14 protein-coding genes are annotated in these 13,338 nt (G+C 52.9%); 11 read left to right on the plus strand and 3 right to left on the minus strand.

What is annotated here, in order from left to right; genetic code table 11:
* Window positions 1-26: 26 nt before the first annotated feature.
* The 3 genes from ACXJJC_RS03060 to ACXJJC_RS03070 are packed head-to-tail and all read left to right on the plus strand — an operon-like array spanning window position 27 to window position 1,370.
* A complete protein-coding gene (locus tag ACXJJC_RS03060) occupies window positions 27-251 on the plus strand; it encodes a pyruvate carboxylase subunit B (RefSeq protein WP_456369355.1) in 225 nt (74 codons plus the stop codon).
* Window positions 252-273: 22 nt separating this feature from the next.
* Entirely contained in the window at window positions 274-822 is a 549-nt protein-coding gene (locus ACXJJC_RS03065; RefSeq protein WP_456369356.1) for a GMP synthase subunit A, read from the plus strand.
* Entirely contained in the window at window positions 819-1,370 is a 552-nt protein-coding gene (locus ACXJJC_RS03070; protein WP_456369357.1) for an MFS transporter, read from the plus strand. The genes ACXJJC_RS03065 and ACXJJC_RS03070 overlap by 4 nt, the downstream gene beginning before the upstream one ends.
* On the opposite strand, the gene amrS is transcribed toward ACXJJC_RS03070, so the two are convergent.
* Window positions 1,330-2,358 (minus strand): AmmeMemoRadiSam system radical SAM enzyme, encoded by a 1,029-nt coding sequence (amrS, locus tag ACXJJC_RS03075; protein WP_456369358.1) that lies wholly within the window; start codon window positions 2,356-2,358, stop codon window positions 1,330-1,332. The two genes, ACXJJC_RS03070 and amrS, sit on opposite strands and share 41 nt — an antisense overlap.
* A complete protein-coding gene (locus ACXJJC_RS03080; protein ID WP_456369359.1) occupies window positions 2,355-3,896 on the minus strand; it encodes a HAMP domain-containing sensor histidine kinase in 1,542 nt (513 codons plus the stop codon). Before ACXJJC_RS03080 ends, amrS begins: the two co-directional genes overlap by 4 nt.
* Window positions 3,897-4,021: 125 nt before the next feature.
* Between ACXJJC_RS03080 and surE the strand changes: the two genes are divergently transcribed.
* From surE to ACXJJC_RS03105, 5 genes are all read left to right on the plus strand, one after another.
* A complete protein-coding gene (gene surE / locus ACXJJC_RS03085) occupies window positions 4,022-4,795 on the plus strand; it encodes a 5'/3'-nucleotidase SurE (protein ID WP_456369360.1) in 774 nt (257 codons plus the stop codon).
* Window positions 4,788-5,456, plus strand: coding sequence for a ribose-5-phosphate isomerase RpiA (gene rpiA, locus ACXJJC_RS03090; RefSeq protein ID WP_456369361.1), 669 nt, complete (start codon window positions 4,788-4,790; stop codon window positions 5,454-5,456). Before surE ends, rpiA begins: the two co-directional genes overlap by 8 nt.
* Before the next feature lie 111 nt (window positions 5,457-5,567).
* Window positions 5,568-6,791, plus strand: coding sequence for an ATP-binding protein (locus ACXJJC_RS03095; RefSeq protein WP_456369362.1), 1,224 nt, complete (start codon window positions 5,568-5,570; stop codon window positions 6,789-6,791).
* Window positions 6,792-6,853: 62 nt separating this feature from the next.
* Window positions 6,854-8,860: a methionine--tRNA ligase gene (metG, locus tag ACXJJC_RS03100; protein ID WP_456369363.1), complete on the plus strand. Its 2,007-nt coding sequence runs from the start codon at window positions 6,854-6,856 to the stop codon at window positions 8,858-8,860.
* Window positions 8,857-9,129, plus strand: a complete 273-nt coding sequence (locus ACXJJC_RS03105) for a hypothetical protein (protein ID WP_456369364.1) — start codon at window positions 8,857-8,859, stop codon at window positions 9,127-9,129. Before metG ends, ACXJJC_RS03105 begins: the two co-directional genes overlap by 4 nt.
* On the opposite strand, the gene ACXJJC_RS03110 is transcribed toward ACXJJC_RS03105, so the two are convergent.
* Window positions 9,119-9,445, minus strand: a complete 327-nt coding sequence (locus ACXJJC_RS03110) for a dihydroneopterin aldolase family protein (RefSeq protein WP_456369365.1) — start codon at window positions 9,443-9,445, stop codon at window positions 9,119-9,121. The two genes, ACXJJC_RS03105 and ACXJJC_RS03110, sit on opposite strands and share 11 nt — an antisense overlap.
* Before the next feature lie 48 nt (window positions 9,446-9,493).
* On the opposite strand from ACXJJC_RS03110, the gene ACXJJC_RS03115 reads away from it, so the two are divergent.
* From ACXJJC_RS03115 to ACXJJC_RS03125, 3 genes are all read left to right on the plus strand, one after another.
* The gene (locus ACXJJC_RS03115; RefSeq protein WP_456369366.1) at window positions 9,494-10,843 is read left to right on the plus strand and encodes a bifunctional hydroxymethylpyrimidine kinase/phosphomethylpyrimidine kinase; all 1,350 of its coding nucleotides are present in this window, start codon (window positions 9,494-9,496) and stop codon (window positions 10,841-10,843) included.
* Between the two features lie 101 nt (window positions 10,844-10,944).
* Window positions 10,945-12,381, plus strand: coding sequence for a pyruvate carboxylase subunit B (locus ACXJJC_RS03120; RefSeq protein WP_456369367.1), 1,437 nt, complete (start codon window positions 10,945-10,947; stop codon window positions 12,379-12,381).
* A 371-nt stretch (window positions 12,382-12,752) separates the two neighbouring features.
* On the plus strand, window positions 12,753-13,338 hold a 586-nt coding region (locus ACXJJC_RS03125), incomplete at its 3' end, for an Ig-like domain-containing protein (protein ID WP_456369368.1).

Genomic DNA, 13,338 nt, shown 5'->3' on the forward strand with positions numbered 1-13,338 from the left:
ATAGGTTAATTATAGGGGATGGTTGCATGGACGAGGGGGTTTACTCGAGAATCAGGGAGAGTGTGGAGAGGTACTTCAAGGAAATAGAGGAAGGAGGGTTCAGCTACAAACGCGTTCAGTGGGAGCTGGACAACCTGATTTATCCCTACATCGGCAGCTTTCTTGCGAGCGGAGAGATAAGCAGGGAGCAGGCTGAAGAGCTATTCAGAATGTGCGAGGAGAGGCTGAGAGCCCTTAGGGAATCTTTATAAACTAACCACCTCATGCTCTTCTGTGAAGGTCTATATCGTCTACAACCTCGGTCAGTACAATCACCTGATCCACAGAACCCTCAGGGACCTCGGGGTTGAGAGCAGGCTGATAGACAACACAACTCCAGTCGATGAGATTGATGCAGACGGCCTGATAATTGGGGGAGGTCCGAGCATAGAGAAGTCCGGGAAGAGCATGGAATACGTGAGGGAGCTGGACATCCCGATTCTCGGCATATGCCTCGGGCACCACATAATAGCAAAGGCGCTCGGCGGTGAAGTTGGAAGGGGCAGCGTTGGAGGGTATGCGGAGGTTGAGGTGACGATTCTCGACCAGGACGAGCTTTTCAGGGGATTTCCGGAGAAGTTGAGGGTGTGGGCGAGCCACATGGACGAGGTCAAGGTAATGCCGGACGGCTTCGAGCTCCTCGCCACCTCGGAGGTGTGCAGGGTTGAGGCGATGAGGCACGGGACAAGACCAGTTTTCGGAGTTCAGTGGCATCCCGAGGTGTATCACAGCCAGTACGGTGAGGAGGTCTACAGGAACTTCCTGGAGATCTGCAGGAGATGAAAAAGACTGTCGTTCTAAGCGCCACCCTGCTGCCTCTGATGATCTCGAGCGGAATGGTGTACTCCGTCCTGCCCATATACATCTCGGAGGAGCTGGGGGCGAGCAGGACCGAGGTTGGAGGGATATTCACTCTCGGTGCAACTGTTGGGCTCGCTACGGCGTACCTCCTCGGAAAAATTGCGGACAGAATTGGAAGGAGGCCTTTAATTCTTCTGGCCCAGTGCGGTTTTGCCTTCGTAATGCTCTCCTACTCTCTGATCAGCGACAAGAGCTACGCGTACTTCATACAGGTATTCGAGGGGTTGTCGTGGACGATGCTCGGCGTATCAGCGCCTGCCCTCATAGCCGACATTACCGAGAGGGGAGAAAGGGGAGAGGCGATGGGAATCTACTCCACAAGCTGGAGCATGGGGTGGGTTCTCGGCCCGATCACCGGCGGTTTACTGTCCGACCTCTACGGCTTCAGGTTCATGCTTCGCGTGTCCTTCGCCATGCTCGTGCTGGGGCTCATTGCGAGCTACCTCGTTCTGAGGAGCGTGGAAGAATAATGTTCTGCCTGTAGCCGCACGCCGGGCACCTGTCGCCATCGAGGCTGATTCCTCTCACGTAAAAGCCCTCCCGCTCTATGAGGAGCTCTCCGCAGTTGGGACAGTATGTGCTCTCGTACCTGTGGCCCCACACGTTTCCGATGTACACGTACTCGATTCCTGCACCTCTGGCAATCTCTACCGCTCTCTCGAGGGTTCTTACGGGGGTTGGCGGGACGTCGAGCATTTTGAAGTCAGGGTGGAAGCGGGAGAAGTGAACGGGGACTCTTCTGTCAACTCCAGCAACCCAGCTGGAGAAGTCCCTGAGCTCCTCCTCACCGTCGTTTTTCCCCGGAATGAGGAGGTAGGTGATCTCCACGAAAACTCCCTTTCTGATGAGGTGCTCCACGCACTCCAGGACTCTGTCAAGCCTGGCCCTGCATACCTTCCTGTAGAACTCCTCGTTAAACGCCTTCACGTCCACGTTCGCAGCATCAAGGGCGTCGAACTGCTCGATCGCCTCGTGGCTCATGTACCCGTTGGTGACGTAGGTGACGTAGTAACCGTGCTTTTTGACGAGTCTGCTCGCGTCCAGATGGAACTCGTGGCCTATCGCCGGCTCGTTGTACGTCCAGCTTATCCCGTCTGCAGATGAACTCTCCACCATCTCCAGCACGTCCCCGGGGCTGAGCTCTCTCAGGTAAGGGTAGTCGAGGCCAGCGAAGCTGATCTCGTGGTTCTGACAGTGGTCACAGCGAAAGTTGCAGCTCACACCTCCAAATGACAGGGCCCTGCTGCCGGGCATGAAGTTGTGGAATGGCTTCTTCTCTATGGGGTCGAGGTTTATGGCCGAGACGAGGCCGTAGTTGTGGACGATGAGCCTTCCACCCTCGTTCCTCCTGACCCTGCAGAATCCCCACTGTCCCTCCTTCAGCCTGCAGTAGTGCATGCATGTCCTGCACACCACTGTCCCGTTCTCCCTTGAGTAGAGGTATGACTCCGTCATCATTTATCTTCACCCTCCTCTCTGGCTCTTTTCAGCTTTACGGTGAACACCGTTCCCCTTGGAACGTTGTCCTCAACACTGATTTCCCCACCGTATTTTTCTATGAGCTTTCTCACGATGTACAGCCCGAGTCCGAAGCTCCTTTCTGTGCTGAAGCCCTCCTCGAATATTCTCCCCTTCACATCGTCGGGAATGCCGGTGCCGAAGTCAATCACCCTTATCTTCACCCAGTCTCCCTCACTTTCAACGGCAAATTCCACTCTGTCGGTTTTTCCATGCCTTATTGCATTGCTGACGAGGTTTTCGAAAACGGAGTAGATGCCCTCATCTGCCATTACCATGCCATCACCGGAAATCTTCCACTCTACGTCGAACTTCTCCATGACCTTTCCGACGACCTCAGAAACCCTGTAGGGGGTGAGCTCGCTCTCTTTCAGGACGTCCTCTATGCTCCTCATCCTGCGTATTGTCTCGGCAGCCATGTCGACTCTCTCGACGATTCTGTCGCAGAGCCTGCACCCCTCACTCTGTCCGAGCTCGGCGAATCCCCTTATAACTGCGAGATCGTTCAGTATGTCGTGTCTGAGGATTCTGTTCACGATCCTCAGGTTCTCACTCACCTTTCTGAGCTCGTTTTCCCTCCTCTCTATCTCCTCGAGAGCGCCGTTTATCGAGTCTGCGAGGACCTTAATCTCGTCGTCTCCGGTCAGGATTATTCTCTCGCCCGTGTAGTATCCTCTGCTTCTGATGTTCCTCATGAACTTGCTGAGGACCTCGATCCTTCTGGTCACGTTTCTGTCTATGGCCATGCTTGTCGCCAGTATTGCGGCGATGGTTATGAAAGCGGAGAGAAACAGCCCGGTGTAAAACGACCTGGTCACAAGCGGGTGGAGCGTGTTAACGAACGCGAGCCTGAAGTAACCGATGTTTTCGCCATCGATGTCCTTCACCTCGTAGAACCCGCTTATCTCCCTGCTCCTCTCGACTTTCTCTCCAACGAACTCGAGAACATCCACGCCGACGAGTTCTCTCAGCGTCTCGAGCTGATCCCTGCTGAGAACATCTGCAGCAACGATGTAGCCAGAAATCTTCCCCTGACGGTACATGGGGTATGATGCCACCAGGTAGATCTCGCCTCCAACCACGAAGCCCTTTTTCAGGGATCTGTGAGTTGCAGAACTTTCGGCGATCTTTTCGCAATCGAACATGAACTCCGGGCTGTCGAATGGGGTGTTTTTCAGGATTCTGATAATGTCTCCCCTGTTGCTGCATATTATAACGTAATCCACATCGTGTATCTTGGCTATCTCGAGCATCTCCGATGTGGAATCGCTTTCGGATGCGAGAATCGCAGTTTGGGTTAGCTGTGAAAACTTGTCGTTGATGACCTCGTCAAAGACGTGCAGCCTGTTGTCCATTTTGTTTCTTAGAATTTCCTCCGTCGTCTGGGACATAAATGCGGTTACCATTACAGTGAGTACTATGAAGAAGACGGTGAATGCGAGCGTTACCGCCAGCGTCACCTTTGTTTTGATGTGCATATATTTCACCGATTTGCGATAATATTAATTATAATGATTACAACTTCAGAGTTTAAAAAACTTGCCTAAACAATGTTCTGCTCGCCTCGAGAAACGTTTTTTAGCGGTCGGTGTGACAAAAACACATGAAAATCCTCCTGACGAACGATGATGGCCTGTACTCTCCAGGCCTGAGGGCGAGTTACGATGTTCTCCGAAATCTCGGAGAGGTTTATGTGGTCACTCCTGCCGTTCAGAAGAGTGGTGTTGGCAGGAGCATTTCCATAATGGAACCGATAAGGGTGAGCGAGGTAAAGGTGGACGGTCTCGATCTGTACGCAGTGGATGGCACTCCGACAGATGCGGTCATTATAGGGATTCACGAGATAATTGGAGACATCCCCGACCTCGTGGTTTCGGGCATAAATCTGGGTGAGAACCTCTCTACCGAGGCGGTGACGACATCTGGCACAGTCGGTGCGGCTCTTGAAGCTGCGACGCAGGGCAGCGTGGCAATCGCGATAAGCCTCGAGATGAAAGACGCTTACAAGTTCGAGTCCTTTTTCGCTCCAGCCGACTTCTCGAACGCGAAACTCGTGCTTGAAAAGCTTGCAAAGCTCGTGCTTGAGAGAGGTCTGCCGGAAGGGGTTGACGTGCTGAACGTCAACGTGCCGGAGAGGTGGAATGGAAAGTTTGCGTTTACGAGGCTCACCAGAAGGCTTTATAAGACAAGGATAGACACGAGGTTCGACCCCCGGGGCAGGAAGTACTACTGGATTGACGGGATAGAGGAGGAGAGCGCTGAGGAGGGCACGGATCTGCACGCGATTAGGAGCGGTTACGTGTCAATAACACCCATCTGCCTCGACATGACGTCCCGGGTGGATTTCAGCCTGCTTGAGAGGTGGTTTGATGATTGAGAAGGTCAACTGCGCTAAGAGGGCCCTCGAGTTCGTGGAGGACGGCATGGTGATTGGCCTGGGCAGCGGAACGACAGTCAGGGTGTTCGTGGAGATGCTGGCGGAAAGGGTGAGGGAGGGGCTGGACGTTGTTGTGGTACCGTCGTCAATTGACTCCCACGTGCTTGCCGTGGAACACGGAATAAGGACTGCGAGCCTGCTCGAATACCCTGAGCCGGACATCTGCATAGATGGGGCGGATCAGGTTGACATGGACTTCAACCTGATCAAGGGTGGCGGAGGAGCTCTAACGAGGGAAAAGATTGTGGCTTCAGCGTCAAAGAAATTCTACGTGATTGTTGACGAGTCCAAGATGGTTGAAAGGTTGAACATGCCGGTACCGGTCGAGATTCTGGAATTTGCCTACGGGTTTGTTAAGCGGAAGATCGGTGAAATGGGATGTTTGCTCAAACTTAGAGAGGGTAAAGGCAAGCTCAGACCCGTAATATCCGACAACGGCAATATAATCGCTGATGTTGATGCCGGAGTAATCGAGAATCCGGGAGAGCTTGAGAGATTACTGAGAATTCCGGGAATTGTTGAGAACGGGATATTTTTGGCTGAAATGGTGGATGGAGTGATCGTCGGGAGGAGCGATGGTGCAGAAGTGCTAAAGAGGTAGTTTTCTGGCTTTTCTGTTTTTTAACAAATTTTGAGAGTTCCTTGGGAGGTTCTGCACAGTGCTGAATTGCAGTTGAAAATGCATAAATATCCCAAAGTAACTCTATTATTTATGGAGTACTATCCAAGAATAATTGAGTTGGAAATGGAGAAGTGGCTGAAAAGAAGAGAAGTCATCCTTCTAAAAGGTCCGAGGCAGGCGGGGAAAACGACACTTTTCGTGCATCTGATGGAAAAAATGAATGGTGATTACGTTACGCTTGAGGATGAGGAAATGCTCAGGGCATTTGAGAAAAATCCAAAGATGTTTGTGAAAAGATTCGGAAAAACTCTTTTCATAGACGAGGCTCAGTACTGCAAAAAAGCTGGAAAGGTGATAAAGCTCCTTTTTGACCTGTATCCGGATTTGAAGCTTTTCGTAACCGGTTCCGGATCATTCGATATAAAAGTTGAGGTCGGCAAATATCTTGTCGGCAGGGCAGTATACTTCGAGCTTTTTCCCCTGAATTTCGAGGAATTCCTGATCTGGAAGGCAAAGGATCTGGTGGGGATTTTCAGAGAGTACCGGAAAATGCTATTTGATTTCATTCGCGGAGAGGATGTACATCCTGAAACATCTTTTGAAAGCGAATTTGGAGAGTTGCTCGGTGAATATGTTGTTTTCGGAGGCTTTCCAGCAGTCGTCAGGGAGGAGGATCATCAGGTAAAGAGGATGTTACTGAAGAACCTTTACAGAACTTACTTGGAAAAGGACGTCTTCTTCTTCCTGAACGTCCGGCATCTCGAGAAATTCAGAGACTTAATGAAGGCGCTGAGCTTTATGACCGGCGATATGCTTCAGTATTCGAGTCTGAGTTCCGATCTGAAAATGGATTACAAGACGCTGGAGAACTACATCAGCATTCTGGTCAACACGTATGTCATAGAACTTGTTCCACCGTTCCACAGAAACCTCGTTACCGAGATAAAAAAGGCGAAAAAAGTTTACTTTGTGGACACCGGATTGAGAAACGCCATACTGGGGGACTTCACACCGCTGGATCAGAGGACGGATAAGGGTAAACTTCTCGAAAATTTTGTGCTCAATGAGATCAAAAAGTACGGTGAGGTCAGATACTGGAGGACGACGGGAAAGGCTGAGGTGGACTTTGTTCTGAATTTTGAGGGCAGAATTGTTCCCGTGGAGGTCAAGTCCTTTGGTAAAGTTAGAAGGAGCTTTATGAGCTTTCTCAGCACATACAGACCAGAGAGGGCAGTGGTTTTCACAGAAAACGATTCTGGCGTAAGGAGGGTTGGAAGCACGGACGTTTTATTTGTTCCCCACTGGTCTGTGTAATGTCTGTGGAGAGGCTTGGAAAATGAAAAACTAAATTAAGCCCTCAATGCTCTTCCACAACCATGAAGCTCGTGACCTGCGGACTGCCTTACGCTAACGGTAAGGCCCACATAGGCCACCTCAGGACTTACATTCCCGCTGACGTGTATGTCAGGTATCTGAGGCTGAAGGGGGAGGACGTGGTTTTCGTCTGCGGAAGCGACAGTCACGGAACTCCCATTGTCGTGAACGCAGAGCAGCAGGGGCTAAAGCCGAAGGAACTCGTCGACATCTACCACTCTCACTTTAAGAAGGTGTTCGAGGCGCTCGACATAGAGTTCGACTTCTACGGCAGGACCGACAGCGAGTACCACCACGCGAGAACGAGGAAAATAGTCGAGAAGCTGCTCGAGAACGGGTACATATATCCGAAGGAGATTGAGCTTGCTTACTGCCCGAACTGCGACAGGTTCCTGCCCGACAGGTACGTGGAGGGGATCTGCCCCTACTGCGGGGCTGTTGCGAGGGGCGATGAGTGCGACCAGGGGTGCGGGAGGCACTTAGAGCCGGGAGAAATCCTGCAGCCGAAGTGCAAGATCTGTGGCACGCCAGCAGTTTTCAGAAAGCAGAAGCACTACTACTTCAGGCTCACGGCTTTCAAGGACTTCCTCGAGGAATACATATCCAGCCTGAAGGGCACGGAGAACGCGCTGAACTACGCGAGGGAATGGGTGAGGGGAGAGCTGAAGGACTGGTGCATCACGAGGAACCTCGAGTGGGGTGTGAGGTTCCCGGGAGACGAGAACCTGGTTGTTTACGTGTGGGTCGACGCCCCCATAGGCTACATAAGCTTCACCGAAAAGGCGTGCGAGAGGCTGGGGAAGGACTGGAGGGAGATATGGATCGACGGTATGGCCGAGATAGTTCACTTCATAGGGCTGGACATCGTTTACCATCACTGCATATTCTGGCCCGCGATGCTGAAAGGTGCCGGCTACGCTCTGCCAAACGCAGTGGTTGCGAGCGGGATGGTCAAGATCGAGGGCAAGAAATTCTCCAAGAGCAGGGGATACGTGGTGTGGGTTGAGGAGGACTACCTGAAAGCCGGTCTGAGCCCCGACTACCTGAGGTACTACATAGTCAACTACACCTCGCACCAGAAAGACCTCAACTTCTCCTGGCACGTTTTCAGGGAGAAGATCAACAACGAGCTCATAGCGACCCTCGGGAACTTCATCTACAGGGTACTGCACTTCGCATGGAGGAACTTCGGGGAGGTCAGGATGGAGGTCGATGGCGAGGTCATCGAGCAGATCAGACTTGCGAAGGAGAAGATAGAGGAAGCAATTGAGAGGTGGGAGTTCAAGGAAGCGAGTGACGCCTTTATGGAGCTCGCAGGTTTTGGCAACAGCTACTTCCAGTCTGCAAGGCCATGGGACCTGATCAAGGAGGACGAGAATGCGGCCCGGGAGGTCATCGCCTCAGCCCTGGCGATCGTGAGAGCCCTCGCGATCCTCGCCTATCCGGTGCTTCCGAGGGCGATGAGCAGGGTTGCAGAGACGATCGGTCTCGATCTGCAGGCTGCTACGCTCGAATCCGCTCTCGAGATTCCCGACGCCATAAGGGTGTCAAAGCCGAGAGTGCCGTTCGAGAAGATAGACGACAAGCAGGTCGAGGAGCTTGAGAGGGTCATGATGGAGCGCGTTAGAGAGGCGGAGAGGAGGGAAAGGGGTGAGGAAAGCGGGAAGGAGGGTGGCAGCGTGGAGGAGAGGATCAGCATTGAGGAGTTCTCGAGGCTCGACATAAGGGTAGGGAAGGTCCTGAAGGCCGAGAGGATTAAGGGTAGCAGGAAGCTCATGAGACTCGAGGTTGACATCGGGAGTGAGGTCAGGCAGATCGTCGCAGGCATAGCCGAGGCTTACAGCGAGGATGAGCTTGAGGGCAGGCTTGTCATCGTCCTTGCCAACATAAAACCGGCGAAGCTCATGGGCGTGGAGAGCAACGGGATGATTCTTGCGGCTGATGTTGACGGAAAGCCAGTACTGCTCGAGCCAGAAAAGCCGGTCGAGCCGGGGGCGAAGGTCAGATGAGGGTAAGGGCGAGCATGGACGACTTCAGGAGGTGGCTCGAGGAGAGGGGCTACAGGGAGAGGATGGGGAGCGCCGGATTCGAGGCCTTCCTGAACTCCGGCTTTCCCGCGCTTTTCTTCAGCAACTCTCAGCTCCTCTTTTCGTTCATCTACTCCAGTCTCGGGCTGCAGTCGGAGAGGGTGAACGAAAGGGTCAGGTTCGAGCTGGCCAAGAGAATAAGCGCGATATTCATGGAGAGAGACTACATGGAGATCGAGTTCAGCGAATGAGCCTCATCAGGGGATACCTCTTTTCCTCGTCCCACTCCAGAACTCCCGTCACCCTCTCTCCGTCCACCTCCACCTCGACCCTCGCCTGCAGCATCTCTCCGTCGAGGGAGCAGTAGTCGAAGCCCGAGAGTTTTTCCCTGAGCTTTTCCCTGTTTATCTGCACCTCTGCCATAACGACGTACGGCTGGAGCATTACGCAGCTCTCCATAGCCTTCTCAAGAATCTCGGCGTTTTTCAGGCTGACAGGCGCTCCAATGAACTGGTGGAAGAGCGCGCCGAGCTTTATCCCTACCTCGAAGGCTGCAACCTCCTTCATGGTCGAACTCTGGAAAAAGGTTATTTCACACTTTTGACCACTTCCGTTATGCGAAACGTCAGGGTTGCGATGACCATCGCCGGGAGCGACAGCATTGGCGGTGCAGGAATTCAGGCCGACCTGAAGACCTTCGCGGCGTTTGGGGTTTACGGAACCTCAGCCATAACTGCCGTAACAGCCCAGAACACGTTTGGGGTTACCAAGTCCATGGTAATGCCGGGAGATGTGGTTTACGAGCAGATAAGGGCGGTTGCCGAGGATTCAGGTGTTGATGCTGCAAAGACCGGGATGCTGGGAAACGCGGAGGTTATTGAAGCTGTTGCAAAGGCCGTTGACGACTTCGACTTTCCGCTTGTGGTCGATCCGGTCATGGTTGCGAAGAGCGGTGCGAGACTTCTCGACAGAGATGCGGTAGAGGTGCTGAAGGAGAAGCTGATTCCCAGGGCGACTCTCGTCACACCAAACCTCGACGAGGTCAGGGAGCTGGTCGGAGTTGAAGTACATGGCGTTGAGGACATGGGGAGGGTCGCACGCACTGTCGCTGAGGAAACAGGATGTAGGGCGGTCCTCGTGAAGGGGGGTCACCTCACTGGGGACAGGGCAGTGGATGTTCTCTACGATGGCAGGGTGTTTCACAGGTTTGAAAGCCCTGCTCATCTGGGCTGCTTCCACGGAACGGGCTGCTCGCTATCGTCCGCGATTGCAGCAAACCTTGCCCTCGGCAGGGATTTGCTTGATGCGGTGAAGACTGCGAAGGAGTTCATAATCGCTGCAATCAGGTACGCTGTTAAGGCTGGGAGGAACTGCGACTCCGTAAATGCAACGGCTGTGATGGAGAGAGATGCAATCGCCTGGAGGATGCTCGCCGAGATGAGGGAGGCGGTTTCAGAGCTCTTAAGGCTGGAGGGAATGGAGAGACTGATTCCTGAGGTGGGAATGAACCTCGCCTACGCGATGCCCCCAGTGTACGCGAAGGCGGAGGGCGATGTAATTGCCATTGAGGGGAGGATAACGAGAGGTGTTAGAGGCCCGGTTTGCTCAGAGAGGTTCGAGTTCGGAGCTTCAAGACACCTCGCGAGGGCCGTGCTGACCTACATGCGTTTCTTCCCGGACTACAGATCGGTGATAAACGTCAGGTTCGACGAGGACTTGGTGGAGCTGCTTTCCGGCAGATTTGTCGTTTCGAGCTACGACAGGCGGGATGAGCCAGAGGACGTCAGGAGAAAGGAGGGGGCCACGATTCCCTGGGGAGTGGAGAGTGCGATAAGGAAGGCGGGAGGAAGGCCAGATGCCGTGTTCCACAGAGGTGACGTGGGCAAGGAGCCCATGGTGCTTCTGTTCGGAAGGAGTCCAGCAGAAGTCGTGAACGCAGTTGCAGAAATTCTGAGTGAGTATTAAGCTTTATTAACTGTTAACAACTCCCGACATCCAATTTTTTCCGGAACAAATCGCAAGTGTTAATAATTACTCATTCCGAAGTTTCCGCGGAGGTAGTGAACATGGCGCAGGACGTGAGAATTATTGACCTGACGCTGAGGGATGGCCACCAGTCTCTCGCCGCGACGAGGATGAGGACGAGGGACATGATACCCATTCTCGAGCTCATCGACGAGGCTGGGTTTTACAGCATCGAGATGTGGGGAGGGGCCACCTTCGACGTTATGCACAGGTTTCTGAACGAGAACCCGTGGGAGAGGATAAGGACCGTGAGGAAGTACGTTAAGGACACTCACTGCCAGATGCTCCTGAGGGGACAGAATCTGGTGGGCTACAGGCACTATCCCGATGACGTTGTGGAGAAGTTCGTTCAGAAAGCTTGTGAGAACGGAATCTCGTTCTTCAGGATATTCGACGCACTCAATGACGTGAGGAACCTCGAAACCTCCATAAGAGCTGCGAAGAAGTATGGAGCCGAGCACGTTCAGGGCTCAATCTGCTACGTCATCTCCCCTGTCCACACAATCGAGAAGTACGTCGAGACTGCAAACGAGCTCGCGGCTCTGGATGTCGACTCCATCGTCATAAAGGACATGGCCGGGCTGCTGTCACCGAAGGCCGTTTACGACCTCGTGAAGGCCCTCAGGAAGGAGGTGGGCCTGCCGGTGAACGTCCACTCCCACTACACGAGCGGAATGGCGACAATGGTCATGCTGAAAGCCGTTGAGGCTGGCGCGGACATGATCGACACCGCAATGTCCCCATGGGCCACGGGCACATCCCACCCGCCAACAGAGTCTCTCGTCTACGCGCTCGAGGAGCTCGGGTTCAGGACGGGCGTGAACATGGACGTGCTGATGGAGATAAGGAAGCACGCGCTAAAGCTCAGGGAGAAGTACGCAGGTTACATCAAGATGCTATCCACGATTCCCGACACGAGGGTCCTCAGGTACCAGATTCCGGGAGGCATGTTCTCCAACATGCTTTCGCAGCTCGAGGAGCAGAACGCCCTCGACAGGCTCGAGGAGGTTCTCGAGGAGGTGCCGAGGGTTCAGGCCGACCTGGGATACCCGCCACTCGTCACCCATAAGAGCCAGATAGTCGGAGTGCAGGCCGTTCTGAACGTGCTGTTCGGCAGGTACAAGATGGTGACCAAGGAAACGAAGGACCTGGTGAGGGGAATGTACGGCAGAACTCCCGCCCCAATAAGTGAGGAGATCGTGAAGCTGATTCTCGGCGATGAAAAGCCGATAACTGAGAGGCCCGCCGATCTGCTGGAACCCGAGTTTGAAAAGAGGAGGCAGGAGCTGATTGAGGCTGGAATAGAAAATCCGAGCGACGAGGACGTGCTGATCTACGCACTGTTCCCACAGACCGGGCTTAAGTTCCTGAAGGGGGATGTTGAGGAGGAGCCGTTCCCATCACCTGCTGGAGAGGTGGCGGGAGAGTTCAGCGTGGAGGTTGACGGCAGGAGGTACAGGGTGAAGGTTGGAGATTGAGCCGGTCAATTCCTTTTATTTTTCGAATTGAATCCGTTAACGGATGATTAATTATGTTCTTTTCTGGCCTGGACTGAGAGCGTGGATTGCAGGTTGCGAGTGGTCACGATCTCATCGTCACTGCTCAAATGCAAAGCGACTCAGGCGCGCAGCTGGGAAGACCCTGGTCCTCACACATGAGATTCTGGGGTGTTTACAACCCTATCGCGAGGAGAAAAATAGCAAAAGTTTTAAATATGCAATTGGTTTAATAAAAACAAGGTGGCGGCGGAGTTGAGAGTGTCGAGTTTAGCTTCGCCGCCAGTCGACAGTAGAGTATATATATCTGAAAGAGAAAGGAAAAGTGCGTATAAAAAGGAGGTAGAGAGAGTATGAGTAAGGTATGGAAAATAGGAATAGCGGTTTTAGCGACACTACTGATAGCAATGGCCACGGCAAGTGCAGGGACTGTTACGGTGGATAAAACACTGGTTGCCCCAGGAGACACAATTCAAATCGACGGAACCGGGTTCACTGGTGTAACTGGCGTAAATATTTCTATTGGTGGTAACTGGGTTGCTGTGAATGTTTCAGTGACTAACGGTAACTTTTCAACCACGGTTACAGTACCAAGTTTGCCAAGCGGTATATATCCCATCGAAGTGTACGATAACTCCTCTGGTAATCAATTGTTGGATAATAGTACCAGTATTACTGTGGACGCAGATGCGCCTACAGTGACTATAATTAGACCCACAGAAGGTGCAAATGTGCTTTACTTCAGCATGGAAATAAATGTAGCTGATACTTATGGTCTTAGCCAGATCACATGGATGCTGAACGATACCGCCAATACGAACGGAACTGTGACTCTAAATGGTGAAACGAGCTTCGTATACTATGTTGACATAACCACTCTGAGCAAGGGCACGTATCAGTTGACTGTGACTTCAACTGATCTAGTTGGCAATAGTGCCA

This window comes from Geoglobus sp., assembly GCF_054018175.1.